Origin of the sequence: Paenarthrobacter sp. 4246 (assembly GCF_040546855.1) — a bacterium.
GTDB lineage: Bacteria > Actinomycetota > Actinomycetes > Actinomycetales > Micrococcaceae > Arthrobacter.
In genome coordinates this window covers 440,206-465,262 of sequence record NZ_JBEPOP010000004.1, presented here as the reverse complement: position 1 = coordinate 465,262, position 25,057 = coordinate 440,206, and the positions used below count along the sequence as shown (strand labels likewise).

The following is a 25,057-nucleotide window of genomic DNA, read 5'->3' as shown; positions in this document are numbered from 1 at the left end:
GGCTAGGCGATCTGCTGCGAGCCGTCGTGGAACATGGGGTACGCAGAGATCGGTGTGACCGTGGCTGAGGGAGTTGGCTCCGGCGCCTGCGCTGCAGGTGCCGGGGCCGGCTGGTCAACCGTCACTATCTCCATGGACTCCATGTCCAGGAGCCGGCGGCTTCCGGTATCGTCCGTCAGCCAGAAAAGGTCGGTGCCCGCGACGGTTTTCACCACGCTGCCCCGGTGATAGAGGCGGCCGTTATGCCAAGCCTCGATGTAGTCGCCGGGGCTCAGCCGGTGCGGTTCTTCCTTGCTGCCCGGCATGGTGCCGAATGCCTGTGCCAGGCTCGCTTGCATCTTAAGTGCTTGGAAAAGATCCCTGTTTGCGATGCTCATGTCTGCTCCCCTCACTCTTCGCCGTCCATTTGATCCCAGCATTCCGCATGTTTGTTGCAGGCGCGTTGCAAGGGGATGAGCGATGTGTGACGGCTATTGGGGAGCAGCAAAAAGGTCATTCTTCGAAGTTCGCCGTGACCTTTTGGTCCCCGGCAACTTTGGCGATGACGCTGGCGGCCACGGTCCTGAGCTTGACGTTCCGATGGCTCGAGGCCTTCGCCAGGATTTGGAAGGCTGCGTCGCGGCAACACCTGTTCTGGGCCATGATGATACCGACGGCGGTATCGATGGTCGCGCGGGACTCCAACGCGGCCGTGAGGTTGTCGCGTGTGTCCTGCAGTTGTGCCATTTTTACTGCGAGGTGAAGCGCCTTGGCCCCAGTGTCCGTAATCCGCTCAGCGGCCATGATGTCTTTTTCCGAGAAGCCGTGCTGGCGTGTGGAGTAGAGGTTCACCACGGCCTCCGCGGTCCTGTTCAGTTCCATGGGCAGGGCCAGGATGGAGCCGACGTTGGTTGCGGCGGCCGCTTTCATGTAATCCGGCCAACGCTGCTCAGCATTAACGTCAGGGACATGGGAAATGGTCCGGGTCCGGAGGGCCGTGAGGCACGGTCCATCGTCAAAACTATTCTGAATTTCGTCCAGTCTCCGGGCAAGGCTATCGCTTTCCGCTACGGCCACCGGCTTTTTCTGCCGAATGACCGTCACTCCGCAAGCGATGGTATTTCCGTCCTTGGTTAGTTTGGTTGCGGTCATGCAAGCGAAGTCCTCAAGAAACTCGCGCATATCCGCGTTACCCACCAAAAGATCCTGAAGCCGCACCAGAAAATCTGTCAGGTCCGCTTGGGCCTGTTGTTGAGCTGATGGGGCTGTGTTGTGCTGGGCCACGGGGCCTCGCTTCATGCAGTGCCGGAGTCAACGCAACTCCAACTGGGCGGCAGTACGCTCGTATTCGCGCAAAGCCCGAATATCAACCCCGGTCCCACAGCACCCGAAATCTCCTGTTTCCGACACTACGCCGTTGCCCATCAACATGACAGGGCGAAGGCGTGTGATGGGATGTATTTAAAGCGACAATCAAAGGACCTCCAATGCCCAGCGCTGTGACCCTCATTCGCTCTGAACGCCTCAGTTCCGCAGCCCAGTACGCCTATGCGGCCACTGCGCCCGCGGAAGCCCGACTGATCTTCCTGGCGGGATCCTGTCCGCTGAACGAGGACGGGACCACCGCGGGCATCGGCGACTACAAAGCCCAAGCGGAAAAGGCCATCGAAAACATGCGCCTGGTGTTGGAAGCCGCCGGAGCAGGAATAGGTGACGTCATTTCCACCCGCGTCCTCGTTGCATCGGCGCAGCAGGCAGACCTGATCACAGCGTGGGACGTGGTGCGTGCTGCATTCGGAGATCGTGACGTCCCGAGCACCCTCATGGGCGTCACCGTCCTCGGCTACGACCACCAGCTGGTGGAGATCGAAGCCATCGCCGCCGTCATCGACTGACTCCAGACGGGTCTGATCTGCAACGATGTATGCCAACAGGACAAAAGGAGCACCTTGATGGCCGTCACCATGAACGACGTCGCGCGGGTTGCCGGGGTCTCGTTGAAGACGGTCTCCAACGTGATCAACAACTACGAGTTCATCCGGCCCACCACCAAACAGCGTGTCCTTGATGCCATCGATGAGTTGGGCTATGAAACCAACCTGACAGCCCGCAGCCTCCGCTCAGGCAAGACGAACATGCTTGGACTGGTCTTGGCCGACCTTTCCATTCCGTACTACGCCGAGTTGGCGTCTGACATCATGAAGGCCGCTTGGGCCCGGGGCTACCGCGTCCTGGTGGAGCAGTCCGGGAATGAGCCCGAGCACGAAAAGGCGGCGCTCCAGGGCCAATTCCGCACCCTCACGGACGGTCTCCTTTTCATACCCCTCGCCCTTGACGCTGAGCAGATTATTGCCGGCGCCGGCAAGAAGCCGCTGGTCCTGCTGGGCGAATACGTGCAGGACCCCCGGCTGGACATGGTCCTCATCCAGAACCACCGAGCCGCCGCTGCAGTCACCACGCACCTGCTGGCAGGCGGCCGCCGTCGTATAGCTGTCTTGGGCGCGGACGACGGCGACACTACCGGCAGCAACGGCCTGCGCCTTGAGGGGTACAAGGCTGCGCTCGCTGACGCCGGGGTGCCGTACGATCCTGCCTTGGTGGTTGGGTGCGATTGGCGGCGCGACGGCGGTGCTGACGCAACTGCCAGGCTGCTGGCCAGCGGCGTGGAATTCGATGCTGTTTTCGGACTTAACGACGCGCTCGCCCTGGGTGCGCTTCACGAGCTGCTGGTCCGTGGCAAGAAGGTCCCTGAGGAGATCGCTGTAGCCGGTTTTGATGACATCGATGAGGCGAGCTTTGCCTCGCCGTCGCTGACCACCGTGGCGCCGGGGCGTGCGGAAATCGCGGAGCGCGCCGTCGAACTCCTTATTGACCGGATTGAGGGCAGGACCGCCGCGCACAAAGTGCAGCAGCCGGAGGCGGCATTTGAGCTGCGGGTCAGGCAGTCGGCGCCGTAGGCCGTTAGGGTTTGAGGAATGAACGTGATCCCCGCTGAAGTTATTACCCCTGCTGTCCTGATCGACGTCGACGTCCTGGACCGGAACATCGAACGCATGGCAGCAAGCATGCTCAGCAGGGGACTTAAGCTTCGACCCCATGTGAAGACGCACAAAACTTTGGAGATCGCGCGGCGGCAGCTGTCGGCCGGCGCCGTGGGGATCACTGTTGCCACTATCGGCGAGGCTGAGGTCTTCGCGGCGGACGGCGTGAAGGACATCTTCATCGCCTACCCGCTCTGGGTGGAGGCCCGCCACGCTGACCGGCTGCGGGACTTGGCGTCCACGGCCCGCGTCGCCGTTGGCGTGGATTCCGCTGAAAGTGCGACGGCGATGGGTCGCCGGCTCGGTGCGGATGCCGGCAGCATTGAGGTGCTGATCGAGGTGGACAGTGGTCATCACCGCAGCGGCGTTCTACCGGACGAGGTGGTGAACGTCGCCCAGGCAGCGGCTGCCGCCGGGTTGTTGGTGTCCGGCGTTTTCACATTCCCCGGCCACAGCTACAAGCCTGGAATGCCCACGGGGGCGGCGAGCAACGAAAATGAGGCGCTTGGCTTGGCTGCGACGGCACTGTCCGAGGCGGGCTTCGAGGTGACCACCATCAGCGGGGGATCTACGCCGACAGCCCTGATTGACAGCGAAACGGTGGCCACGGAGCTTCGTCCCGGTGTGTATGTGTTTGGCGACGCCCAGCAGTTGGAACTTGAACGGTGCACGTGGGACGACATCGCGCTGACTGTCGCGGCCACCGTCGTCAGCAGGCACGAGGCTGCAGGTGGCAACGTCCGCCGGGTGGTGGTGGATGCCGGCAGTAAGATCCTGGGCAGCGACCGCCCCGATTGGGCCACCGGATACGCACGGCTTCCCGAATACCCTGAAGCAAGGGTCACTGCGCTGTCTGAGCACCACGCCACGGTTGTCTGGCCGGACTCGTCCGAACTTCCGGCGCTTGGCACCCGGCTCCGGGTGATCCCCAACCATGTATGCCTGACCATGAACCTCGTGGATGAGGTCACGGTGGTGCGCGATGGTGCCGTGGTGGAGCAGTGGGCTGTGGCAGCCCGCGGGCGCAACAACTAGCCCAGCACCGGAACCCTATCGAACACGGTGTGGAACTCCCGGTTGTAGTAGACCAGCGGGGCTGAATCGGCGGGGTTGAACCGGATATCCACAACGGTTGCGGCCAACAAGACAGAGCCGCCCAGCGGTGCCCGATGGACGATTTCACAGCGCAGCGCCCATGGAGCTTCCCTGAGCAGGGGCTCGCCTGTGGGCAGAAGTTCCCAGTTCATTCCACCGGTGAAGCGCGGGGCTTGCGGGTCCGCGAAAGTCCGCACCAGTCCCACCTGGTCCGCCCCCACCAGATGCACCACGACTGTTTGCGCGGCGGCGATATGCGAAGCTGACCGGCCGCCGGTGACGGAGAAGGCAAGTGTCGGCGGATCCACCGCAACCGATGCCACCGAGGACGCCGTGAGCCCTACGGGTCCTTCCGGTCCTGGCGCGGTGATGATGGCAACTCCTGCTGGATGAGAGCGGAAGGCGGCCTTGAAAAGCTCGCCAACCGGCTCTGCCGGCAAGGGGGTGTGATGGGACATTCATGAACCTTCGTGGGACTGGTTGGGGATGGCGTCGCTGTCGACGCGCACCTGAACGATGCTAGGACCTCAACTTAAGTTGAGGTCAATTCGGGTCTATTCGACCCCTGGTTGAGACGGTTTGGAAACGTCGCTGAAACTTCCGCTCCCTACGCTGGTCACATCTGTAACGGACGTGCCCACGTATGAGGAGAATCGATGCATCTTTTGCCCCGCGAGCAGGAGAAACTCATGATCGTGGTGGCCGCCGACCTCGCCAGGCGCCGCCAAGGGCGCGGGCTGAAGTTGAACTACCCCGAAGCCGTGGCGATCATCAGCTACGAACTCATTGAAGGCGCCCGTGACGGCCGGACGGTCGCTCAACTGATGAGCTACGGGACCACCGTGCTCCGGCGCGAAGACGTGATGGAGGGCGTGCCGGAGATGATCCACGACGTCCAGATCGAAGCCACCTTCCCTGACGGCACCAAGCTCGTCACCGTCCACCAACCCATCCGCTAGGAGCCCCCCATGATCCCCGGCGAATACAGGCTCCAACCCGGTTCCATCGCGTGCAACAGCGGCCGTGAGGCGATCGCCGTCGAGGTGGTGAACCGCGGTGACCGCCCCGTCCAGGTCGGTTCGCATTACCACTTCGCCGAGGCGAACCGCGCCTTGGAGTTCGATCGCGACGCCGCCCACGGCCGCCGCTTGGATATCCCGGCCGGCACCGCCGCGCGATTCGAGCCTGGTGACCGGAAGACCGTGCAGTTGGTCGAAATTGCGGGGGCGCGCGAGGTCTTCGGGCTCAGTAACGCTGTCAATGGAAAGCTCGACGGCGGCACTCGCCGTAAAGGAGACGCCAAGTGAGCTTCGAGATTTCCCGGAAGCAATACTCCGAGCTGTACGGCCCGACGACGGGCGACGCCATCCGCTTGGCCGACACCGAACTGTTCCTCGAGATCGAGAAGGACTACACGGTCTACGGCGAGGAAGTGGTGTTCGGCGGCGGAAAAGTGATCCGCGACGGCATGGGCCAGAACGGCCAGTTGACCCGCTCGGAAAACATCCCTGACACCGTGATCACCAACGTCATCGTGCTGGACTACACCGGTATCTACAAGGCGGACGTTGCCCTCAAAGACGGGCACATCTTCAAAATCGGCAAAGCCGGCAACCCGCAGATTGCCGACGGCGTGGACATCGTGATCGGCGCCAGCACTGAAATTATCGCCGGCGAACGGAAGATCCTCACCGCCGGTGGTATCGACACCCACATCCACTTCATCTCCCCGGAACAGGTCCCGGCAGCCCTCTGCAACGGCATCACCACCATGGTGGGTGGTGGCACCGGCCCGGCCGAAGGAACCAAAGCCACCACCATCACGCCAGGCGCCTGGCACATTTCCAGGATGCTGCAAGCCGCCGAGGGACTGCCCGTTAACATCGGCCTGTTCGGAAAGGGCCACGCGTCCGCCGTCGAGCCCCTCGCGGAGCAGATCCTCGCCGGTGCCGTCGGGCTCAAGGTGCACGAGGACTGGGGTTCAACCACATCGTCCATCGACATGTCCCTGCGCGTTGCCGACGAATACGACGTCCAAGTGGCCATCCACACCGACACCCTCAACGAGTGCGGCTTCGTGGAAGACACCATCCGGGCAATCGATGGCCGCGTCATCCACACCTTCCACACCGAAGGTGCCGGCGGTGGGCACGCCCCGGACATCATCAAGATCGCCGGCCTACCCAACGTCCTTCCCGCCTCCACCAACCCCACACTGCCCTACACGCGCAACACCATCGAAGAGCACCTGGACATGCTCATGGTCTGCCATCATCTCAACCCCGACATCCCGGAAGACGTAGCCTTCGCAGACTCCCGCATCCGCGCCGAAACCATCGCCGCCGAGGACGTCCTCCACGACCTGGGGATCTTCGCGATCACCTCCTCAGATTCCCAGGCAATGGGTCGTGTTGGCGAAGTAGTGACGCGGACCTGGCAGGTAGCGGATGCCATGAAACGCCAGCGCGGCGTGCTGAAAGACCCGACAGGCGCTGCCCACGGATCCGACGGATCGGACAACTTCCGGCTCAAACGCTACGTCGCCAAATACACCATCAACGCAGCCATCGCCCAAGGCATGTCAGACGTCATCGGCTCCGTGGAAGAGGGCAAATTCGCGGACCTCGTCCTCTGGGACCCCGCCTTCTTTGGTGTGAAACCCGAGCTCGTCATTAAAGGGGGCCAGATCGCCTACGCACTCATGGGCGACGCCAACGCCTCCATCCCCACCCCCCAGCCCCGCACCATGCGGCCCATGTTCGCCACGTACGGCAAAGCCCTTCAACAGACGTCCATCACGTTCCTGTCCAAAGCCGCCATCGACGCAGGAGTGCCCGCCGAACTCGGCCTCGAACGCATCATCAAACCCGTCACCGGCATCCGCAACCTCACCAAAGCGGACCTCAAATACAACGGCGAAACCCCGGACATCGCCGTCGACCCCGAAACCTACAAAGTGACCGTCGACGGCGTCGAAGTCACCTCCCAGCCCTCCGACGTGCTGCCCATGGCGCAGCGCTACTTCCTCTTCTAAGCCGTTTAGGAATCCACATGATCATCGAAAAAATCCTCGGCAACCTCCACGAACAACCCAACGCCTACGCCGGGCACCACAAAGAAAAAGTTGTGCTCCCCAGCGCCCTGCTCGTCAAACGCATCCAACGCGTCACCACCGACCACGGCAAAGAACTCGGCATCCGACTCCCCACCGGAACCGGCGACCTCCGCGACGGCGACATCCTAGCCATCAGTGACGCCAACCTCATCGTCATCTCCGTACTGCCCACCGACGTCCTGGTGATCGGGCCGCGAAGCATCCATGAAATGGGGGTGGTGGCGCACTCGCTCGGCAACCGGCATCTGCAGGCACAGTTCTTCGACTCTGCGTCTGAGTACGGGGCCGAAGTCATGGTTTGTCAGTATGACCACACGGTCGAGGACTATCTGAAGAGCGTCGGCGTCCCCTATGACAGGCAAGAGCGGGTCATGCCGGTGCCTTTCCGCCATGCTGAGCATTCGCACTAAAGCTGTGCGCCGTGTCAGGTGGGGTGCGCACGCTTGCGCTCCGCTGGGAAGGGGGCCGTGCCCGCTTCGCGATGCCCGCCACGCCGCGGCCCCCTTCCCAGCTCCGCTCAAGCGCCCCGGCCTCACCTCCGGCGGTGGGCTGTGAGTGCGACATATCAGCTGGCTCTTCAGCAGTTGACCGACTCGGCTTTGCCTACGGGGGCGTTTGCTCATTCTTTGGGGTTTGAGAGCTACATACATCGTGAGCTTGTTTTTGATGAGGTCACTTTTGGGGAGTGGTTGGGGGTGTTTGTGGGGCAGCAACTTACTTATTCGGATGGGTTGGCTTTGCGCTTCCTTTATGAGGGGGTGGACGTTGGTTTGTTGGACTCTGTTCTCTCTGCGCAGTTGTTGGCCCGGGAGGTTCGGGAGGCTTCTTTGAAAATGGGGGGACGGCTATTGGAAATCGGTGGGGAGGTGTTCCCGTCGGGGGAGTTGGAAGCGTATCGGGAGTTGGTTCGTGGGGGTGGGGCCGGGGGGCATCAGCCCTTGGCTTTTGGTGTCATTGCCCGGTCTCTCGGCGTTCCTTTGGAGGACGCACTTTCGGCCTACTTGTTCGCCACCGTTACTTCGCTGACCCAGAACGCCGTGCGGGCCATCCCGCTCGGACAGAACGCGGGGCAGCGGGTGCTCCGCCATGCGCACGACGCCGTTGCTGCCGCCGTCTTGGATATAGCACAGCTGTGCTGGGACGACTTTGGGGCCGTCAGCCCCGGACTTGAAATTTCGCAAATGCGGCACGAGCGGCAACGCGCCCGCATGTTCATGAGCTAGCTAGTGCAAAGGACAGAAGACATGACAGAACCCATCAAAATCGGCGTCGGCGGACCCGTCGGAGCAGGCAAAACCCAGCTTGTGGAACGCATCACCCGCCACATGAGCGGTGACATCTCCATGGCCGCCATCACCAACGACATCTACACCATCGAAGACGCCAAGATCCTCGCCGCCAACGGCATCCTCCCCGTGGACCGCATCATCGGCGTCGAAACCGGCGGCTGCCCGCACACCGCCATCCGCGAAGACACCTCCATGAACACAGCAGCCATCGAAGAACTCAAAACCCGCCACCCCGACCTGCAAGTCATCTTCGTCGAATCCGGAGGCGACAACCTCTCCGCCACCTTCAGCCCCGAACTCGTCGACTTCTCCATCTACATCATCGACGTCGCACAAGGCGAAAAAATCCCCCGCAAAGCCGGCCAGGGAATGATCAAATCCGACCTCTTCATCATCAACAAGACCGATCTGGCACCCCATGTCGGAGCGGACCTCGCCATCATGGAGAGGGATTCCAAGGAATTCCGCGGCAACAAACCGTTCTGCTTTACGAACCTGAAGACCGACGAAGGGTTGGAAGCCGTCCTCAACTGGATCCGGCGCGACGTCCTGATGCTCGACTTGGCCCAATGACCCCGCTTGAGTCCGTACCCGTGCTCGACGCTGCGTTGGCTGTCGGGGAGCGGCCGGTGCGGGGGCGGTTGGAGCTTGGCGTTGGTGTGCGCGGGGGGAAGTCCGTTGCTGTGCGGCAGTTTCATGAGGGCGCTTTAAGGGTGCTCCGGCCCCATTACTTGGATCAGAGCGGCCAGGTTTGCTATGTCATGGTCAACCCTGGCGGGGCGTATCTTGGGGCCGATCTGTTTGTTGTTGAGGTGGAGGTTGATGCGGGGGCTGAGCTATTGCTGACCACGCAGTCTGCCACGAAGATCTATCGGACTCCGGGGTCGTTCGCTGAGCAACGGATGCAGGTCCGGCTGGGGGAGGGCTCGCGGTTGGAGCTGATGCCGGACCAGCTTATTGCGTATCGGGAGGCGAGCTACCGGCAGAATTCGCGCATGAGTCTCCACCCGACGTCGAGCCTTGTCATGGCAGAGGTCATCACGCCGGGGTGGTCGCCGGACGGGGCATCCTTCAGATTCGAAGAGGTGCGGCTGCGGAATGAGATCTGGATCGAGAGCAGGGACGGACCGAAACTGTTGGCCCTCGATAACCTGCTGATTCTCCCACCCGTCAACGACGTGACCGGGATGGGGTTCATGGAGGGCTTCAGCCATCTGGGGTCGTTGGTGGTGGTGGACCCGCGGGTTGACCAGGGGCTCGCTGATGAGCTGGACCTTATATCCCGTGATTTCGACGCGCATACGGGAGTTTCCCTGACGGCGACTATTGCCGGGACTGCTGGGCTTGTGCTGCGATCGTTGTCCAACAGCACTGAGGAACTTAACACATTGCTGGGTGTTTGCACCGGCGTCCTGCGGGAACGTTGGTATGGGCAGGGACCCTTGAACCTGAGGAAATACTGATGACTGCACTGACCGAGTTCGCCACCATGTACCGGGAACGGGACACGTTGTCCCTGCGGACCCGGCTGCTGTTCACGTTCGGTGCCGTAGCCGCGTTGCATGTTGCCGCCGTCGTGCTGTTGCTTGCGGGTACGGCAAGCGCCGCGCAGCCGCTGGCGCTGGGACTGGTGGTCACCGCATATGTGGCCGGCATCAAGCACAGTTACGACTGGGACCACATTGCCGCGATCGACAATTCGACCCGGAAGTTCGTAGCGCAGCGCAAGGACCCCGTGAGTGTGGGGTTTGCGTTCAGCCTGGGCCACAGTTCCGTGGTGATCCTGGCGGGGCTGCTGGTGGTGGCGGGTGCCACGTTGATTGGGCAGTTCATGGAGGACGGCACCACGGGCAACAAGGTGTTGGGCCTGATTGGCAGCGGTGTCTCCGGGCTGTTCCTGCTGGCGATGGGCCTGTTCAACGGCTCCGCGTTCGTCCGTGCTACTCAGGTGTACCGGAAGGTGCAGGCCGGCGGAGAAGTGCGCCAAGAGGACCTCGAAGCGAAGGGTTTCGTGGCCCGCCTGCTCGCCAAGCCACTGTCCAAGGTGGAGCGGCCACGGAACATCTATGTCATCGGTTTCCTGTTCGGGCTCGGGTTCGACACCGCCACCACCATCGGGCTGCTGGTCATCACCACGACGGCGTCACTCGCCGGGGTTTCACCGCTCGCTTTGATGGCCCTCCCGCTCGCGTTCACAGCCGCCATGACCCTGTGCGATTCCATCAACGGAGTGGCCATGATGAAGATGTACACCTCCGCGATATACAGCCCGAAGCGGAAGCTCGGTTTCAACGCCGTGATCACCGGCATTTCGGCCGTCTCGGCGCTGTTCATTGCTGTGATCACGCTGGGAGGATTCGCGAATTCCGCGTTTGAACTCGAGGATCCCCTGACCTCGTGGCTGGGCAGCATTGACCTTGGCGACGCCGGCCTGATCCTGGTGGGCCTGTTCGTGGTGGCATGGGCAGTATCAGCCTGGCGTGGCCGGCATGTGCGGTCAGCGCAACCCATCTAAGTCCGCAAATGCTACCTACTTGGGCTAGGAAGCTGCCACCGCGTTGAACAACTCGTTCGTATCCACGCCCAGGTCCGGGGCGTCCAGCACATTCGTCAGGAAGACGACGCAGCGGTCCTGCTCCGGGAGCATCCACCACTCAGTCCCGGACCATCCGGGGTGGCCGTAGATCCCCTTCGCCAACAGCTCCGACTCATTGGCGGGCAGCTGGAAACCCAGACCCGTGTGCCGCAGGGGAGCGGGCCGGGTGGTGATGTGGGAAACCTCCGTGGTGCGGGGCCGGCGCATGGCAGCGAGGGTTGCGGGCCTTACTGCTTTCCCCGAATCCCGCAACAGCTCAGAACCAAGATTGAGCAGGTCCGTGGCCGTCCCGAACAGGCCCGCGCCGGGATGCCTGTGCCGGTACATACCCTCCACATTCAGCCCAGCAGCCTCGGTGCCGTGGACCGTATGAGGGTTGCAGCCCGAGCTAAACGTGAGCGATCCAGCGCCGGTGTCCGCTGCCAGGGCAAGCAGTTGCTCCTCGAAGGGACGCCTGTCAGCCCATTCGGCCATGGCCGCGGCACCCTCGAACGCGATGTTGCAGTACTGGACCAACGAGCCCGCGTAGAACGCTTGCTCCGCTGAGGTGAGAGCCTCGCGGAGGGGAGTGCCGCCGTCGAGCGCTGGGTCCGCAATACCGGAACGGTGGCTGAGCAGCTGCTCCAAGGTCACCGTGTCCGTGCGGCCCACGCCGAAGCCGGGCACGGCCGCGCCAAGGGAGGCGCTCAGGGACAACTTCCCCTGCTCCACCTGCCGCATCACGGTTAGGGCGCTGATGGGTTTGGACACGGAGAAGAGCGCAAAGTGGTCGTCGGCCGTGGCCTGCCTGCCGCCGTCGGTCCCGAACGCCACAACGTCCTCGATGCCGTGGCTGGAAGCGATCCCCAGGACAGCAACGGGCAGGCGCCCAAGGTCTACCTGCTTGCGGGCCCAGTCTGCGGAGGGGCCTGTTTCCACCATGGTTGTTCCACGCTCTCGTTCGGGGGGTCTGTGAGTCGAATCTATCGCGGGTGACTGAAGAAACCTGCCAGGACCTGTAACCGTGGCGGCCCGGCCGGAAACTATACAAGTATCCTGCAGTTCAGGGCTCTATATCAGGGGGAAAAATCGTGCTTTCAGAGCGCGAATTGGCGTTCATCGCCATTCACAAAGACAGCTACCCATCCGTCTTCAAATTCGTTTGCCGACGCGTTGAATCTGCCGAGGCAGCGGAGGAGATCGCGGCTGACGTGTTCCGCGTCGTCTGGCAGAAGTGGACCGACGAGTCACGCCCGGAGCTCCCGTATCTATTGACGGTTGCGCGGAATCTGGTGGGGAACGCGTACAGGAGCCGCGACCGGCGGCTGGCACTGCAGGAAAAGCTGCGGACGACGGCGGTGGAGCGGTTTGGCGATGAGTCCGAAAACGTCGCGGTACAGGATGCCATGATGCGGCTGCGTGAACAGGACCGGGACATCCTGCAGCTGGCCTACTGGGACGGCTTGAGCAGCGCAGAAATAGCAGGCGTGCTGCAGTGCAGTGAATCGGCGGCCAAAGTCCGCCTCCACCGGGCCCGAACGGCGTTCCGGAAACAGATGCCTGCAGGGGCCGAAACCACCACACACAAGATGGGGGTCTGAAGACAATGGATCCGATCAAGAACCAGATTTCAGCGATTGACCCGCTCACTGTCGATGCAGTTGCCGAGCCCAACGGAGAAGAAGCGCTGCACAGGATCCTTTCCGGCTCCACGGTGTTCAGCGACAGCCACCCGGTGGCGGCGGTGACGTCCCTTGACCAGCGCAGGCGACGTAAGGCACAAATTGCGGGCGGGCTGTTGCTCGCAGCTGCGGCCGTCACGGCGGGAGTGCTGGTAGCCGCCAACCTTGGCTCGGTGAACACTGCGCCGGCACCTGCCGTCACGGCCACCACGACAGAAGCGAAACCCACGCCCAGCGTTTCCGTCACGCCAACACCCACCACGCCGCCGGCTACGCCATCAGCCAAGCCCACGGCTACGGCAACGGCCGCCGCGCCCACTTCCCCGCCGGCTCCAACGGTTCCCGTGGTGGCGCCTACCCCCGTTTCCACCACGACACTGCCGCACGCTTCCCTTTCGCGGACCTTTACCTTCCCCGACGGGCACCTCTCCTTCACGCTTCCGGTTGGTTGGAGCGCATATACAGAGCCGGGGCCGTATCTTTCCGAGGAAACGAAGGCTGCATCCCAAGGGGCCACCGTCCTGGACAGTGCAGGCACCAAGGTAGCAATGGTGGGCAGCGGGTTTTACGGAGACGGCACCGCAGGCGAGGTAACCCGGACTGTCTATGACCGGGCTGCAGTCCCGGGACTTAGGGACATCTCCGGCAATCTTGTGGAGTTTGGTTTCGCGGCCAACCAGTCCAGGTATGTTCCGTACGGAGCACCGGAGGGCAGTGCCAAGGTCCTGGGTGATCCGTACTATTTCATGGACGTTCGCCTGGCCTCGGAGCTCCAGTCCGGGGAGACGGACTCGGGAACCAACCTGATCAGGATGCCCAATGGATTCATGAACGCCTACGTGCTGTTCGACTTCGACAAGCAGCCCACCTTCGCAACTCCCGAGGCAGCCAAGGCCTATATGGGCACCACGCAGTACGCCCAGCTGAAGTCCATGCTCCTGAGCCTGAGCTACAAATAACCCCATCTGAGTAACAGCAAACGTCGCTCTGACAGTCCAGAGCGACGTTTGCTGTTACCTAGTTGGGCTAGCGGAGCGTGACCAGGTGGCTGGCGGGGTCGTACCGGAAGGTGACCGGGCCGCCGTCGTGCTTCACCGCGATGTTGCTGCCGTTCGGGGCTCCGCCGAGGCCGTAGTTCTCAGCCCAGGAACCGTTGATGGCGGCCTTGAACTCGTAGCTCCCAGCGGCGAGGTTGGGCACGGAGAGCTTCCAGAGTCCATCAACGGTGTCCAGGGACAGCTGGGCCTGGGCACAGTCCGGCATCCAATCGCCGGCGCAACCGAGCTCGGAGTTCAGGCTTCCCGGCACCGAAACGGCGGCGGGCTGCGGGCCGGCAACCGCTGAGCTGATCACGTTGGTTGCGTGGTCGTACAGAAAAGTGACGGCTCCGCCTGAATGCTGGAACACCACGTTGGCCCCGTCCAACTCTCCGCCGGCACCGTAGTTTTCATCCCAGGTGCCATTGAGTGCGGCCTTGAATTCGTAGCTTCCGGCCGGGAGGTTGGGGACGTTGAGTTGCCACAGCCGATGCGTCGGCTCATAGGTCATCAATGCCTGCTCACAGGACGGCTGCCAGTCCTCGGCGCAGCCCAGTTCGGTGTTGAGGCTGCCGGCCACGGAAACGGACTCGGGCTGGGTCGGTTCGCCCACCACACCGCTGCGCGGCTCACTGGCTGACGTTTGTCCCCGGTTGTCCAGCACCACGGCGCGGTACTCCACGGACGTTCCCCCTTCCAACGAGGACACGTCATGGAACACCTGGTACGGCGCGTTGTCGTCCGTGCCGATCGCTTGCCACTCGCCGCCAGCCGTACGCGACTGGAAGGTGACCTCATAGAACGAGCTGCCGTCGACGTCGGCCGTCACCTTCACGCGGGACGCGTCACCGGCCGCGGTGACTGGCTTCTTCAGCACGACGGCGGGTGCCGCCTTGGACTTCGCGAGTCGCCCCGCTGCTTCGTACACCACGGCGGAAAGCGGCGGGACGGTGACGCTGAGCTTTGCCTGTGCATCGGTCTTCGCATGTGCCTCGGCGTCACCGTAGACCAGCTTGAACGGTTGCTTGGCCTCATACGTGGGAATTGCGGCTGTTTGGGCTGTCTCGCTGTTGTTTACCGCCACGATGTATTCGCGCTGGTCCTTGGCGTCGATACGGGAGAAGGCGTAGATCCCGGCATCGTCGGCGGCATAACGGTTTTGCTGGGCCCCGGTGCGGAGGGTGGGGTGCTCAGCGGTGAGCGCGGCGAGTTCGCTGATCTTCCGGTACATCGGGTGGCCGGTATCGAAGTTGTCCGTGGCGTGGGTAGAGTTGGTGCCCAGGAGGTCGTCATCCAGATACTCCTGGACCTTGCTCGCGAACAGGGTCTGGCGCGAATCCTGGTCGCCGCCGGAGCCCGTGAAGCCTTGTTCGTCTCCGTAGTAGACCACTGGGTTGCCGCGCGAGAAGTACATCAGCTCATGGGCCAGCTCGTCGCGTTCCACCAGTTCGGCGTCGGACGCTCCCGCGTTGTCCTGGGCGATGAACGTGCCGATGCGGCCCATGTCATGGTTTCCCAGGAACGTGGGCAGTTGGTAGACGTTGGAGTCGGCGTCCGTGTACCAATCGTCCCCGTTGAAGAAGTCGGCCAGCCCGGTGGCCTTGCTGCCTTGGGACGCGAAGCTGCGGGCCGCGCCCTGGAAGCCGAAGTCCAGCACAGCCTGCATCTTGTTCCTGGTGGTGAACTTGGAGGTGATGCTCTTGGAGGTGTCGAAGACCTCCCCGAACATGAAGAACTCGTCCTTGCCCTGTTCCTTGGCATAGCTGAGAACCTGGGGTCCGAACTGCTGCCAGAATTCATCGTTGACGTGTTTCATGGTGTCGATGCGGAAACCATCGATGCCAAAGTCGCGGATCCAGGTTTTGTAAACGTCCATCATCCCGTTGACCACTGTGGGGTTTTCGGTGAAGAGGTCATCCAGGCCGAAGAAGTCGCCGTACAGGGAGTCCTCGCCGGCAAAGTTGGTGTTGCCGCGGTTGTGATAGAGCGTGGGGTCGTTCAGCCAGGACGGAACCTTGACGTCTTTCTCGGCGGCCGGGACCACTGGTGTGTATGGGAACGACGTCGCCGGGTCCAAGTCCGGGAAATTCTGCGTCCCGGCGTAATCGCGGTCGTCGAAAACCTCGCCCGCGGCCGTCCGGTAGGGCTCGGTTTCCTTGGAGATGTAGGGCGCGGACTGCGTCTCCTGGTACTGGATGACATCCGCCGTGTGGTTGGTGATGATGTCGAAGTACACCTTCATGCCCCGCGCGTGGGCGGCATCGATGAGGGTCTTCAACTCGGCATTGGTGCCCAAATGGGGGTCGATTTGCGTGAAGTCCGTGACCCAGTACCCGTGGTAGCCGGCGGAACTGTTGGCCAGGGTCCCGTCACCCTGGACTGCCTTGTTCTTGAAGCTCGGCGTGAGCCAGAGGGCGTTCGTTCCTAGCCCTTGGATGTAGTCCAGACGGTCTTGCAAGCCCTTCAGGTCACCGCCGTTGAAGAACCCTTTGCGCGTGGGGTCATAGCCGGACACCATCGGATCGGAACCCAGGCCGCCGTCGTCGTTGGCCGTGGTGCCGTTGTTGAAGCGGTCCGCCATGACGAAGTAGAAGTTCTGGTCGCTGACTCCTCCCCGGATGGAGTGCTGTGCTGCGGGATCAGGCTTCTTGTCGGTTGGAGCGGCGCCCGCGGGGAGGACAGCTGTGGCGGTCAGTGCCGCCGTGGTCAGGACGACGGCGGCGAGGCGACCCAGGGGGCGGCGTTGGTGGGGGAGGGCAGGTCTATAGCTGCGAGTTAACAAGTGTTGGAACCTTCCGCTAAGCGACGGTGCTGTGGGACAAGTCACAACTGTAAGCGCTTGCGTATTCTTAATCTAGATATTCTTTGAGTTACGCGATATGAAGAAGTCCTTAGTGCGTTGATTTCTGGAAGCGTTTGCAGTCGTTATAGCTGGAAAGGCGCAAATCGCCACTGTGCTCCTGCATCAGCGTCCGTCGGAATGCTATGCATTTGTCCATAACGCAGCCCTTATGACTTGCATAGGGTTGAAGAGATCTGCTTCACACCACGCAGTGCCCCGATCTACTCCCAAGGATGAGTTTCAACGATGAAGAGCATCGCCCTCCTGCGCGAACGAGCCACCCGCACCATGCCTACCGGTTCCCACTGCCCGGAGTCGGGCCTGTGGAGCCCGGATTCCGATCCGGACGCCGTCCAGGTGTTCCCTGAGGGCCACGTGCTTCCCGCCCACAACGGCGTGGCAACTGTCTGGCGGCGCCGCACTGCTGCCGAAGTGTCAGCGTGACCAGCTCCATCCTGAACCGGCCCGCCGACTACCGGCACGTTCCTGCCGCAGAGTGGTCCGAGCTCAGCTCCGGTGATCCTGTGTGGATTTACGACGTCGCCTGGGGTGCCGGGACAGGTCGCGTTGACGACGTCTCCAAGCACCAGGAACTGCTCTGGGTGGTCCTCGAACCGACTGGCCGCAAGCTGCTTTGTGGCACGGACGACGTCCAGGTCTGGTCCATCTAAAAAGGCTCGCCGAGGTGGCATTTAATACCAATGTCTGAGCGGATCATACGTATTAAATGCCATCTCGGCGTCATTTAAACGGCGGCTATCAGCATGCTGGGTGAGCCCGTCTCCACGCGGCTTACGGGCCCGTCCGGCAAACCGGTGGCCGGGTCCAGCCTGAAACTCACGACGTCGTCCGACCCCTCGTTGGCGACGTACAGCCAGCCTTCGCGGACCAGGTGATGGCGGGGCCAGTCGCCGCCACAGGGAACGTCCGCGAGGGGCTCGAGTTCAGTGCCGTCGTGGGTCACTTTCAGCACACAGATGCGGTTTGAACCCCGGACTCCCACGTAGGCGAACCGGCCATCCGGCGACAACGCGATCTCTGCCCCGGAGTCGCCGTCGAACGGCTTGTTGATGCTGGCCGGAACAACTGCGGTGAGCTCGTACGTGCCGTCCGGTTCCATTCGGACCGCAGCCACTTCCACCGAGTACTCAGTATCCACGAACACCGTGCCGCTGTGATGCCGTGCCATGTGCCGCGGGCCCGAGCCCTTGGACAGCACCACTTGATGGTCAGCCTGCAGGCCTTCTCCAGGAACGTACCTCCACACGCGGACCAGGTCATGCCCAAGGTCGGTGGTCAAGACCCGTCCGTCGGGGAGCATCAGGCTCGAATGCGCGCGACTAGGCCGCTCGTCATCCGTAGGTCCGGTGAAGTGGGGATCGACGGCGGCTGCCGCGCTGGTGCGCGAGGTGATGGCGCCGTTGTCGTCCACTTCGTACAGGATGACCTGGCCGTCGCCCCAACATGTGGCCACCACGAAGCGGCCGTGCGGGTCCGCGGCGACATGGCAGGTGGCGTCGCCCGCCGGCCAAGGCTCACCGAAGGCCTCCAAACCCGTATCCCCCGTCCGGTGATAGGCCCGGACAGTCTTGCCTTCCTCCGCCACGGCGTACACCACCGGGAGTGTGGGGTGCAGTGCGAGGAACGAGGGCGAGTTCGCGGCGACGGCCAAACCGAGTGCCGTGAGTTTCCCGTCGGAGTCCGCCGAGAGTGCGCTGATGCCCTCGCCGTTGCCATTCCTGTCAGCAGTGTAGGAACCCACCCAGATGAGGGTGTCGGTATCTGTTGTTGTCACGCGTCAGTGCCCCTGAACGTCCGAATCGACGCCCGCGTCCGGGCCGGCGTCGAGGGTTTGCAGTTTGTTGAGGTCGTCCGGGTCCAGTTCGAAATCGAACACGTCCAGGTTCTCCTTCATCCGTTGCGGATTGGCTGTCTTGGGGATGGCCACAAGTCCTTGCTGCACGTGCCAGCGCAGCACCACCTGTCCCGGTGACTTTCCGTACTTTCCGCCAATGCTGGCCAACACCGGGGCGTTGAGCAGGTCGCTGCTGGCGCCCAACGGGCTGTAGGACTCGGTAACGATGCCATGCCGCTCGTTGTAGGCCCGGGCAGCCGGGCGGGGAATGGAAGGGCTAACCTGGATTTGGTTGACGGCGGGCACAACCTCCGTCTCCCGGAACAGCTGGTCAAGGTGCGCGGGTTTGAAGTTGGAGACGCCAATGGAGCGCGCTTTGCCCGAAGCCTGCAGTTGCTCGAACGTCTTCCAGGTGGACACGAAGTCGCCGCGGCGGGGGAGCGGCCAATGAATCAAAAGCAGGTCGACGTATTCCAGGCCGAGGCGCTCCAGCGACCCCTCCAGCCCGTCAATGGCCTTTCCGGAGCCTTGGAATTCGCCATCCAGCTTGGTGGTGATGAACAGTTCTTCACGACTAACTCCACAAGCGCGGATGCCGTTGCCCACGCCCGTCTCATTCCCGTACTTTTTTGCTGTGTCCACGTGCCGGTAGCCATGCGACACCGCCTCCACCACGGCGTCGGCCACCTGGGCATCATTCAATGGCCACGTGCCGAGTCCCAGTTGCGGGATCTTGAAACCGTCGTTCAGTTCGATCAGTGGGGCAAGTGCCATGGGCTGGGTCTCCTCTGGTTTCTCTGTTTCTACGCTGGCCGCTGGCTGCTTGGCAACAGTTATCTTCGTGACCAGTCATGGAGCCGATCACTCAACTCCATGAAATCTTCCTTCACTACCTGCAGCTCCGGGTGGGCATCGTGCCACTCCACGATCTCGCGGGCGCCGTCCGCGAACGGGATGGTGGCCCGGTAATCAGGAACCAGGGCCTTGATCTTGGAGTTATCGAACACCACGGAGTGCGAGCGGTCGCCCAGCAGATTCGGGCCAAGTTCAGGGCTGTGGGCGGCAATGGTCTCGGACGATACGTGAAACAGTTCGGGTTCCGCAACGCCGGCCGCCCTCGCGAACAGGCGGTAGATCTGGTCCCACGGCAGGAACTCGTCGGAGGTAATGGTGTAGCTCTCGCCAATGGCCTGCGGCCTGCCCAGCAGCCCGACGAATGCCTTGGCGAAATCCTTGCTGTGGGTCAAAGTCCAGAGCGAGGTTCCGTCCCCATGAACCAGGACCGGCATTCCAGCGCGCATGCGGTGGATGTCAGTCCAGCCGCCCACCATCGCGATCTTGGTGCGGTCATAGGTATGGGAAGGCCGCACCACGGTGACCGGGAAATCCTGCTCCCGATAGGCCTCGAACAGCAGTTCCTCACAGGCGATCTTGTCCCGGGAGTACTGCCAAAACGGGTTCTTGAGCGGGGTCGATTCCCGGATAGGCAGTGTCGTTGGCGGTTTTTGGTACGCCGATGCAGAACTGATGAACACGTACTGACCCGTCCGCCCACGGAACAATTCCATCCCGGCCAGCGACTGGTCCGGGGTGAAGGAGATGAAGTCCGCAACGGCGTCGAACTCCCTTCCTTGGAGAACCTCGCGCACCGCCTGGGAATCGCGGATGTCGGCGTGCAGCACTTCCGCGCCGTCGGGGACCGGCCGCCCGGCTGACCGTCCGCGGTTGAGAATGGTCAGCCGGTGGCCCAGTGCAACGGCGCGTTCGGCCGCCGCTGCACTGATGACCCCCGTCCCGCCAATGAACAGGATGTCCCGGGGTGCGACGGTGTCAGCTCCGAGGCTGTGGGGCAGCAGGCTGCTCACCAGGCGTAGTCTTCGGGCGCGGGGCGGTGGCCCGGGAAGATGTCGTCGAGCCGTTTGAGGGCGTCATCGTTCAGGGCGACATCGAGGGCCCTGATGGCGGCATCGAGCTGTTCCTGGGTCCTGGGTCCCACGATCGGCGCCGTCACAGCGGGCTGGTGGAGCAGCCAGGCAAGGGCGACGTCGCCCGGCGCGTGGCCGAGTTCGTCTGCGAAATCCTCATACTGGCGGATCTGGTCCTCGTGCTTCTTGAGCGTTTCCAAAGCCCGGCCCTCCGCACGGCGAACTCCCTGCTCCTCCTTCTTCAGCACGCCACCCAGCAGCCCGCCCTGCAACGGCGACCACGGAATCAGGCCCAGACCGTACTGCTGGGCGGATGGAATGACCTCGAGCTCAAGTTCGCGCCTGAAGAGGTTATAGATCGACTGCTCGCTGACCAGCCCGGTGTAGTTCCGCCGCCGGGCAGCTTCCTGTGCCTGCGCAATATGCCAGCCCGCAAAGTTGCTGCTGCCCGAGTAGAGGATCTTGCCCTGCTGCACGGCTACTTCAATGGCCTGCCAGATCTCATCCCACGGGGTATCGCGGTCAATGTGGTGGAACTGGTAGATGTCGATGTAATCCGTCTGCAAGCGCTTAAGGCTCGCATCCAGTGCGCGGCGGATGTTCAGCGCCGACAGCTTGGATTCGTTGGGACGGTCCGTCATGGTGCCGTACAGCTTGGTGGCCAGGACGGTCCGTTCGCGGCGCTCGCCGCCCTTTGCGAACCAGCGGCCGATGATTTCCTCGGTCCATCCGCGGTGTTCCGCTCCGCCGTAGACATTGGCCGTGTCGAAGAAGTTGATGCCGGAGTCCAGTGCGGAGTCCATGATCGAGTGGGCCGTTGCTTCGTCCGTCTGTGGACCGAAGTTCATGGTCCCCAAGCAGAGGCGGGAGACTTTCAGGCCGGAGCGGCCAAGGTGTGTGTACTGCATGGTTGGTGAGGTCCTTTGCTTTGTACAGTCAGGGCTTAGAGCTGGGTAAAAGATGCGACGGCGGGATCGGAACCGATGCGGGCGCCCGCCTCCAGTGCCGTGATGGCTGCCAGTTCGGATTCGGTCAGGGAGAGGTCAGCTGCGCCGAAGTTTTCGCGCATCCTGGTGGAGTCTGCTGATTTGGGGATGACGATGGTTCCCTGCGCCAGATGCCAGGCCAGGATCACCTGCGCGGGAGTGGTGCCGTGTGCAGCGGCTACCAGCGCCACCTGCTCAGCGTTCAGGTCCTTGCCCTGGCCCAAGGGGCTGTAGGCTTCCACGGCGATACCCAGATCGCGGCACTTCGCTGCCAGTTCACCCTGCTGGAAGGTGGGGTGGACCTCGATCTGGTTGACGGCCGGGACGACGTCCGCTTCCTTGAGCAGCGTGTCCACATGATCGGAGAGGAAGTTGGAGATGCCGATGGCCCGGATTTGCTTGTCCTGGTAGAGCTTCTCCATGTCTTTCCACGCCTGAACGAAGAGCCCCTGGGATGGGACGGGCCAGTGGATCAGATAGAGGTCGATGACATCCAGGCCCAGGGCGTCCCGGCTGCGCTGGAATGCATCTGGGGCCTCGCCTTGCTCACCGTTGCGGAGCTTGGTGGTGATGAAGAGTTCATCGCGGGGAATCCCCGAGGCGGCGATGGCAGCGCCTACCCCTGCCTCGTTGCGGTAGGCGGCAGCGGTGTCGATGTGGCGGTAGCCGGCTTCCAGCGCATCTTCCACGACCCTCTGTGTTTCTTCGGCGGGCACTTGGAAGACACCGAATCCGAGCTGCGGGATGGTGACGCCGTTGTTCAATGTCAGCTCTGGCATGACGGTCTCCTTCGACGGGATGGTGATGGTGGCGATTCTCCAGAAAGCGTTTTCGGAGGCTCTGTACTGAGCCTATGCAGTTTTTGCGGCAGAGTCAGCAACCCAGCCTGATCCTGTTTTTCCTAGGTCTGGCAGTCCTACCCAGAATGATGGTGTTTCACACATCTGCACCGGCAGAATAGACGGATGGGTCAAAGCGCAGAGTTCGGCAAGTTCCTCAAAGTCATGCGCGCCCGCCTTTCACCCGAAGATGCCGGAGCGCAGGAGTCCAGCGGTTCCCGCAGGGTGCCCGGGCTCCGTCGCGAAGAGGTGGCACGCCTTTCCGGTGTGAGCACCGACTACTACACCCGCCTGGAACAGGGCCGCAACATCCACCCCTCCAAAGCAGTCCTGGATTCCGTGGCACGTGCCCTGCGTCTCGATACGGGGGAGCAGGCGCACATGATGGACCTCTTGGAGCACTGCGCCAGCTCGGCAGGCAATCCCGGCCCCGTGCAAAAGGTCAGGCCTGCCGTGCGGCAGTTGCTGGACGCCGTCGGAGATGTTCCGGCGATGGTGTTGGGCCGCCGCGCTGATGTCCTCGCCGGAAACCGGCTGGCCCACTTGCTGTTCACCGACTTCGCGGCGTTGCCGGCGCCCGAGCGGAACCTGACCCGCTGGATCATCCTGGATCCCGCCGCCGGGGCGCTGTTCAGGGATTGGAAGACCGTTGCTGCCGAGGCTGTGGGTGCCCTGCGCATGGATGTGGGCCGGCATCCCAACGACCCCCAGACCAATCAATTGGTGGGAGAACTCGCCGTCCACAGCGAGCACTTCCGTCAGTGGTGGGCCGGGCACAGGGTTGCCACGCGCTCCGCGGGCACGGTCCGGCTGCACCACCCGGTGGTGGGTGACCTCGAACTGAACTTTGAAACTTTGGGTCTCCCGGACGATCCCGACCAGCTCCTGCGGGTCTATTCGGCAAAAGCCGGCTCGCCGTCGTCGGACGCTTTGACGCTGCTCAGCTTTGGTGACGTAGGCACCGCCTCCCAGGTGCCCGAGCCTGCGCGCCGAGATGACAGTTAATGCCAATGTTCCTCTGAAACATCGGCATTAACTGTCATCTCGCGGGGAGCGTTTCAGCGCTCGAGGCGGAACCCCAGCTTGATGGTGACCTGCCAGTCGGCTACTGCGCCGTCCTCGAGGTGGCCGCGGATTTCCTTGACCTCAAACCAGTCAAGGTTCCGCAGGGTCTGGGAGGCGGTTGCGATGCCGTTCTTGATCGCGTCGTCAACGCCCTCGGTGGAAGTTCCTACAATTTCGGAAACGCTATATGTGTGGCCAGCCATGGTGCTCCTCATCAACGTCTTACGAATCTCTGGAAAATCAGGCCCGCCAGGCAGGCCGTCCATGCAGACTAGCCCACGGATCTCCGTGCGGCCAGAGGTGGTGCCGGCTCAGCTTTCGCGCCAGTCGTTGCTGGTGATGTGCGAGCCGGCCTGGGGTCCCATCTGCAGCATTCCGCCGTCCACGGGCCAGGACGCTCCATTGACGTAGCTGGAGGCCGGGGACGCCAGGAAAGCGATGACGGCTGCGATTTCGCGGGCATCTCCCGGGCGTCCCAGCGGAACTCCAGGCCTTTCCTTCTGCCTGGGATCCTCGTCTTCCTGGCCGGTCATGGGCGTCGCAATTTCGCCCGGTGCCACGTTGTTGGCGGTGATTCCGTACTCGGCGAGTTCCAAGGCCATGGTTTTGATGAGGCCGCCGAGCCCGTGCTTTGAGGCATCGTAGGCGGAGGCGCCAACCCTTGGCTGGAATTCGTGCACGCTCGTTACCGCGATGATGCGACCACCACGACCTGCCTTCACCATGCGCTTGGCCGCTGTTTGCATGGCCACGAAAGCACCGTTGAGGTTGGTGTCCAGGGTGGACATCCAGGTTTGGTAGTCGAGGTCAAGGAACTTGGTGCCGTCACCGGTTCCCGAGTTGTTGACGAAGACGTCCACGCCACCGAGTTCCTCAGCGAGCTTGTCGATTGCGCCTACCGTACCTTGGACGTCTGTGGTGTCGAGTTGATGGACTACGGCTTTGCGGCCGAGGCCACGGACTTCCTCCGCGGTTTCCTCGGCACCCTGCTGGTCCGTGTGCCAAGTGATGCCTACATCCATGCCGGCTTTGGCCAGAGCCACCGCCGTGGCCCGGCCAATGCCTGAATCCGATCCCGTGACGATGGCGGTCTGCGGGGAGAATGGTGAGTCGCTCATGGTCTTGCCTTTCGGTCGTGTGATCGTTCCGATGCCTCTATTCCTACCCTGCCCGGCACGGCCGCAAACACTCCCGGTGCTGACGCTTCATCCCGGACGATGGGGATCGAGTGTAGATTTCTTGCAGCAGCACCCAGTGAATCCCCACAACCAGGAGTACTCATGTCAGATGTTATTGTCGTCGGCGTTGACAACAGCGAAACAGCCAAGCGGGCAGCAGTGGCAGCAGCGAAGCTCGCGACGGCGCTCGGTGCCGAACTGCACGTGATCAGCGGCTTCTCGGATGACCGGATCGAGGAATTCGGCAGCGGCAGCGACCGCATCACCGTCTCGTCCGCCGATTCGGCAGAATACGTTGCCCGCAAGGTATCCGAAGAGCTGGATATTCCGAGCAACAGCGTCAAGTACTACGCGGCCCGTGGCACTCCGGCCAACGCCCTCATCAACTACGCAGAGGCCAACAACGCCTCGCTGATCGTAGTCGGCAACAAGCGCATGAAGGGCCTGGGCCGCGTGCTGGGCAGCATCGCCAACAGCGTGGCACACGGCGCTCCGTGCGACGTGTACATCGTCAACACGGACGTCGACGCGTAACCCACCCAAGTAGGTAGCAG

29 protein-coding genes are annotated in these 25,057 nt (G+C 62.6%); 17 read left to right on the top strand and 12 right to left on the bottom strand.

Annotation, left to right across the window (positions count from 1 at the left end; all coding sequences use genetic code 11):
• Positions 1–2: 2 nt before the first annotated feature.
• Both ABIE35_RS10115 and ABIE35_RS10110 read right to left on the bottom strand, forming a co-directional pair.
• Positions 3–377, bottom strand: a complete 375-nt coding sequence (locus ABIE35_RS10115) for a hypothetical protein (protein ID WP_354514584.1) — start codon at positions 375–377, stop codon at positions 3–5.
• Between the two features lie 115 nt (positions 378–492).
• Entirely contained in the window at positions 493–1,131 is a 639-nt protein-coding gene (locus ABIE35_RS10110; RefSeq protein WP_354514582.1) for an ANTAR domain-containing response regulator, read from the bottom strand.
• A gap of 335 nt (positions 1,132–1,466) precedes the next feature.
• Here ABIE35_RS10110 and ABIE35_RS10105 point away from each other — a divergent pair, with 335 nt between their 5' ends.
• Genes ABIE35_RS10105 through ABIE35_RS10095 form a run of 3 tightly spaced genes read left to right on the top strand, consistent with a single transcriptional unit; the run spans position 1,467 to position 4,055 of the window.
• Entirely contained in the window at positions 1,467–1,874 is a 408-nt protein-coding gene (locus tag ABIE35_RS10105) for a RidA family protein (RefSeq protein ID WP_354514580.1), read from the top strand.
• A 57-nt stretch (positions 1,875–1,931) separates the two neighbouring features.
• The gene (locus tag ABIE35_RS10100) at positions 1,932–2,936 is read left to right on the top strand and encodes a LacI family DNA-binding transcriptional regulator (protein ID WP_354514578.1); all 1,005 of its coding nucleotides are present in this window, start codon (positions 1,932–1,934) and stop codon (positions 2,934–2,936) included.
• Positions 2,937–2,954: 18 nt separating this feature from the next.
• Positions 2,955–4,055: a D-TA family PLP-dependent enzyme gene (locus ABIE35_RS10095; RefSeq protein WP_354514577.1), complete on the top strand. Its 1,101-nt coding sequence runs from the start codon at positions 2,955–2,957 to the stop codon at positions 4,053–4,055.
• On the opposite strand, the gene ABIE35_RS10090 is transcribed toward ABIE35_RS10095, so the two are convergent.
• Entirely contained in the window at positions 4,052–4,573 is a 522-nt protein-coding gene (locus ABIE35_RS10090) for a flavin reductase family protein (RefSeq protein ID WP_354514576.1), read from the bottom strand. The two genes, ABIE35_RS10095 and ABIE35_RS10090, sit on opposite strands and share 4 nt — an antisense overlap.
• Positions 4,574–4,771: 198 nt before the next feature.
• Here ABIE35_RS10090 and ABIE35_RS10085 point away from each other — a divergent pair, with 198 nt between their 5' ends.
• From ABIE35_RS10085 to ABIE35_RS10050, 8 genes are all read left to right on the top strand, one after another.
• Positions 4,772–5,074, top strand: a complete 303-nt coding sequence (locus ABIE35_RS10085) for an urease subunit gamma (protein WP_354514574.1) — start codon at positions 4,772–4,774, stop codon at positions 5,072–5,074.
• 9 nt (positions 5,075–5,083) lie between these two features.
• Entirely contained in the window at positions 5,084–5,422 is a 339-nt protein-coding gene (locus ABIE35_RS10080) for an urease subunit beta (protein ID WP_354514572.1), read from the top strand.
• Positions 5,419–7,149, top strand: coding sequence for an urease subunit alpha (ureC, locus tag ABIE35_RS10075; protein WP_354514570.1), 1,731 nt, complete (start codon positions 5,419–5,421; stop codon positions 7,147–7,149). Before ABIE35_RS10080 ends, ureC begins: the two co-directional genes overlap by 4 nt.
• A 17-nt stretch (positions 7,150–7,166) precedes the next feature.
• Positions 7,167–7,640 (top strand): urease accessory protein UreE, encoded by a 474-nt coding sequence (gene ureE / locus ABIE35_RS10070; RefSeq protein WP_354514569.1) that lies wholly within the window; start codon positions 7,167–7,169, stop codon positions 7,638–7,640.
• Positions 7,641–7,781: 141 nt separating this feature from the next.
• Positions 7,782–8,453: an urease accessory protein UreF gene (locus tag ABIE35_RS10065; RefSeq protein WP_354514567.1), complete on the top strand. Its 672-nt coding sequence runs from the start codon at positions 7,782–7,784 to the stop codon at positions 8,451–8,453.
• A 21-nt stretch (positions 8,454–8,474) separates the two neighbouring features.
• The gene (ureG, locus tag ABIE35_RS10060) at positions 8,475–9,092 is read left to right on the top strand and encodes an urease accessory protein UreG (protein ID WP_354514565.1); all 618 of its coding nucleotides are present in this window, start codon (positions 8,475–8,477) and stop codon (positions 9,090–9,092) included.
• Positions 9,089–9,982 carry an urease accessory protein UreD gene (locus ABIE35_RS10055; RefSeq protein ID WP_354514563.1) on the top strand — a complete coding sequence of 298 codons (894 nt, stop codon included), beginning with the start codon at positions 9,089–9,091 and terminating at the stop codon, positions 9,980–9,982. Before ureG ends, ABIE35_RS10055 begins: the two co-directional genes overlap by 4 nt.
• A complete protein-coding gene (locus ABIE35_RS10050; protein WP_354514561.1) occupies positions 9,982–11,034 on the top strand; it encodes a HoxN/HupN/NixA family nickel/cobalt transporter in 1,053 nt (350 codons plus the stop codon). The genes ABIE35_RS10055 and ABIE35_RS10050 overlap by 1 nt, the downstream gene beginning before the upstream one ends.
• 24 nt (positions 11,035–11,058) lie before the next feature.
• Here the strand turns inward: ABIE35_RS10050 and ABIE35_RS10045 are convergent, their stop codons facing one another.
• Positions 11,059–12,036, bottom strand: coding sequence for a serine hydrolase domain-containing protein (locus tag ABIE35_RS10045; RefSeq protein WP_354514559.1), 978 nt, complete (start codon positions 12,034–12,036; stop codon positions 11,059–11,061).
• Between the two features lie 149 nt (positions 12,037–12,185).
• Between ABIE35_RS10045 and ABIE35_RS10040 the strand changes: the two genes are divergently transcribed.
• A complete protein-coding gene (locus ABIE35_RS10040; RefSeq protein WP_354514557.1) occupies positions 12,186–12,695 on the top strand; it encodes an RNA polymerase sigma factor in 510 nt (169 codons plus the stop codon).
• 5 nt (positions 12,696–12,700) lie between these two features.
• Positions 12,701–13,735, top strand: coding sequence for a hypothetical protein (locus ABIE35_RS10035; RefSeq protein WP_354514556.1), 1,035 nt, complete (start codon positions 12,701–12,703; stop codon positions 13,733–13,735).
• 67 nt (positions 13,736–13,802) lie between these two features.
• Here the strand turns inward: ABIE35_RS10035 and ABIE35_RS10030 are convergent, their stop codons facing one another.
• A complete protein-coding gene (locus ABIE35_RS10030; RefSeq protein ID WP_354514554.1) occupies positions 13,803–16,595 on the bottom strand; it encodes an alpha-amylase family glycosyl hydrolase in 2,793 nt (930 codons plus the stop codon).
• Between the two features lie 306 nt (positions 16,596–16,901).
• Between ABIE35_RS10030 and ABIE35_RS10025 the strand changes: the two genes are divergently transcribed.
• Together ABIE35_RS10025 and ABIE35_RS10020 are read left to right on the top strand one after the other, a co-directional pair.
• A complete protein-coding gene (locus ABIE35_RS10025) occupies positions 16,902–17,099 on the top strand; it encodes a hypothetical protein (protein WP_354514552.1) in 198 nt (65 codons plus the stop codon).
• On the top strand, positions 17,096–17,326 hold the full coding sequence (locus ABIE35_RS10020; protein ID WP_354514550.1) for a hypothetical protein: 231 nt from the start codon (positions 17,096–17,098) through the stop codon (positions 17,324–17,326). Before ABIE35_RS10025 ends, ABIE35_RS10020 begins: the two co-directional genes overlap by 4 nt.
• A gap of 74 nt (positions 17,327–17,400) precedes the next feature.
• Here ABIE35_RS10020 and ABIE35_RS10015 read toward each other — a convergent pair whose 3' ends face one another.
• Genes ABIE35_RS10015 through ABIE35_RS09995 form a run of 5 tightly spaced genes read right to left on the bottom strand, consistent with a single transcriptional unit; the run spans position 17,401 to position 22,200 of the window.
• On the bottom strand, positions 17,401–18,450 hold the full coding sequence (locus ABIE35_RS10015; protein ID WP_502921377.1) for a lactonase family protein: 1,050 nt from the start codon (positions 18,448–18,450) through the stop codon (positions 17,401–17,403).
• 3 nt (positions 18,451–18,453) lie between these two features.
• On the bottom strand, positions 18,454–19,284 hold the full coding sequence (locus ABIE35_RS10010) for an aldo/keto reductase (RefSeq protein WP_354514548.1): 831 nt from the start codon (positions 19,282–19,284) through the stop codon (positions 18,454–18,456).
• Positions 19,285–19,343: 59 nt separating this feature from the next.
• On the bottom strand, positions 19,344–20,375 hold the full coding sequence (locus ABIE35_RS10005; protein ID WP_354514547.1) for an NAD-dependent epimerase/dehydratase family protein: 1,032 nt from the start codon (positions 20,373–20,375) through the stop codon (positions 19,344–19,346).
• Positions 20,372–21,343 (bottom strand): aldo/keto reductase, encoded by a 972-nt coding sequence (locus tag ABIE35_RS10000; RefSeq protein WP_354514546.1) that lies wholly within the window; start codon positions 21,341–21,343, stop codon positions 20,372–20,374. Before ABIE35_RS10000 ends, ABIE35_RS10005 begins: the two co-directional genes overlap by 4 nt.
• A gap of 35 nt (positions 21,344–21,378) precedes the next feature.
• Complete coding sequence (locus ABIE35_RS09995; RefSeq protein ID WP_354514545.1) at positions 21,379–22,200, bottom strand: aldo/keto reductase; 822 nt, start codon at positions 22,198–22,200, stop codon at positions 21,379–21,381.
• A 186-nt stretch (positions 22,201–22,386) separates the two neighbouring features.
• Between ABIE35_RS09995 and ABIE35_RS09990 the strand changes: the two genes are divergently transcribed.
• Complete coding sequence (locus tag ABIE35_RS09990; protein WP_354514543.1) at positions 22,387–23,265, top strand: helix-turn-helix transcriptional regulator; 879 nt, start codon at positions 22,387–22,389, stop codon at positions 23,263–23,265.
• 53 nt (positions 23,266–23,318) lie between these two features.
• Here ABIE35_RS09990 and ABIE35_RS09985 read toward each other — a convergent pair whose 3' ends face one another.
• The gene (locus tag ABIE35_RS09985) at positions 23,319–23,528 is read right to left on the bottom strand and encodes a dodecin (protein ID WP_011773002.1); all 210 of its coding nucleotides are present in this window, start codon (positions 23,526–23,528) and stop codon (positions 23,319–23,321) included.
• Between the two features lie 108 nt (positions 23,529–23,636).
• Positions 23,637–24,443 (bottom strand): SDR family oxidoreductase, encoded by an 807-nt coding sequence (locus ABIE35_RS09980; protein ID WP_354514541.1) that lies wholly within the window; start codon positions 24,441–24,443, stop codon positions 23,637–23,639.
• 162 nt (positions 24,444–24,605) lie between these two features.
• Here ABIE35_RS09980 and ABIE35_RS09975 point away from each other — a divergent pair, with 162 nt between their 5' ends.
• Positions 24,606–25,037, top strand: a complete 432-nt coding sequence (locus tag ABIE35_RS09975; RefSeq protein WP_354514539.1) for a universal stress protein — start codon at positions 24,606–24,608, stop codon at positions 25,035–25,037.
• The last annotated feature ends 20 nt before the right edge of the window (positions 25,038–25,057 follow it).

Coding starts and splice junctions, on each gene's coding strand:
- ABIE35_RS10080 (WP_354514572.1), top strand. CDS start 5,084: ATGATCCCCGGCGAATACAGGCTCCAACCCGGTTCCATCGCGTGCAAC.
- ABIE35_RS10105 (WP_354514580.1), top strand. CDS start 1,467: ATGCCCAGCGCTGTGACCCTCATTCGCTCTGAACGCCTCAGTTCCGCA.
- ABIE35_RS10115 (WP_354514584.1), bottom strand. CDS start 377: ATGAGCATCGCAAACAGGGATCTTTTCCAAGCACTTAAGATGCAAGCG.
- ABIE35_RS09990 (WP_354514543.1), top strand. CDS start 22,387: ATGGGTCAAAGCGCAGAGTTCGGCAAGTTCCTCAAAGTCATGCGCGCC.
- ABIE35_RS10110 (WP_354514582.1), bottom strand. CDS start 1,131: ATGACCGCAACCAAACTAACCAAGGACGGAAATACCATCGCTTGCGGA.
- ABIE35_RS09975 (WP_354514539.1), top strand. CDS start 24,606: ATGTCAGATGTTATTGTCGTCGGCGTTGACAACAGCGAAACAGCCAAG.
- ABIE35_RS10035 (WP_354514556.1), top strand. CDS start 12,701: ATGGATCCGATCAAGAACCAGATTTCAGCGATTGACCCGCTCACTGTC.
- ABIE35_RS09995 (WP_354514545.1), bottom strand. CDS start 22,200: ATGCCAGAGCTGACATTGAACAACGGCGTCACCATCCCGCAGCTCGGA.
- ABIE35_RS10050 (WP_354514561.1), top strand. CDS start 9,982: ATGACTGCACTGACCGAGTTCGCCACCATGTACCGGGAACGGGACACG.
- ABIE35_RS10095 (WP_354514577.1), top strand. CDS start 2,955: ATGAACGTGATCCCCGCTGAAGTTATTACCCCTGCTGTCCTGATCGAC.
- ABIE35_RS09980 (WP_354514541.1), bottom strand. CDS start 24,443: ATGAGCGACTCACCATTCTCCCCGCAGACCGCCATCGTCACGGGATCG.
- ABIE35_RS10100 (WP_354514578.1), top strand. CDS start 1,932: ATGGCCGTCACCATGAACGACGTCGCGCGGGTTGCCGGGGTCTCGTTG.
- ureG (WP_354514565.1), top strand. CDS start 8,475: ATGACAGAACCCATCAAAATCGGCGTCGGCGGACCCGTCGGAGCAGGC.
- ABIE35_RS10000 (WP_354514546.1), bottom strand. CDS start 21,343: ATGCAGTACACACACCTTGGCCGCTCCGGCCTGAAAGTCTCCCGCCTC.
- ABIE35_RS09985 (WP_011773002.1), bottom strand. CDS start 23,528: ATGGCTGGCCACACATATAGCGTTTCCGAAATTGTAGGAACTTCCACC.
- ABIE35_RS10055 (WP_354514563.1), top strand. CDS start 9,089: ATGACCCCGCTTGAGTCCGTACCCGTGCTCGACGCTGCGTTGGCTGTC.
- ABIE35_RS10045 (WP_354514559.1), bottom strand. CDS start 12,036: ATGGTGGAAACAGGCCCCTCCGCAGACTGGGCCCGCAAGCAGGTAGAC.
- ABIE35_RS10085 (WP_354514574.1), top strand. CDS start 4,772: ATGCATCTTTTGCCCCGCGAGCAGGAGAAACTCATGATCGTGGTGGCC.
- ABIE35_RS10090 (WP_354514576.1), bottom strand. CDS start 4,573: ATGTCCCATCACACCCCCTTGCCGGCAGAGCCGGTTGGCGAGCTTTTC.
- ABIE35_RS10025 (WP_354514552.1), top strand. CDS start 16,902: ATGAAGAGCATCGCCCTCCTGCGCGAACGAGCCACCCGCACCATGCCT.
- ABIE35_RS10010 (WP_354514548.1), bottom strand. CDS start 19,284: ATGGCACTTGCCCCACTGATCGAACTGAACGACGGTTTCAAGATCCCG.
- ureE (WP_354514569.1), top strand. CDS start 7,167: ATGATCATCGAAAAAATCCTCGGCAACCTCCACGAACAACCCAACGCC.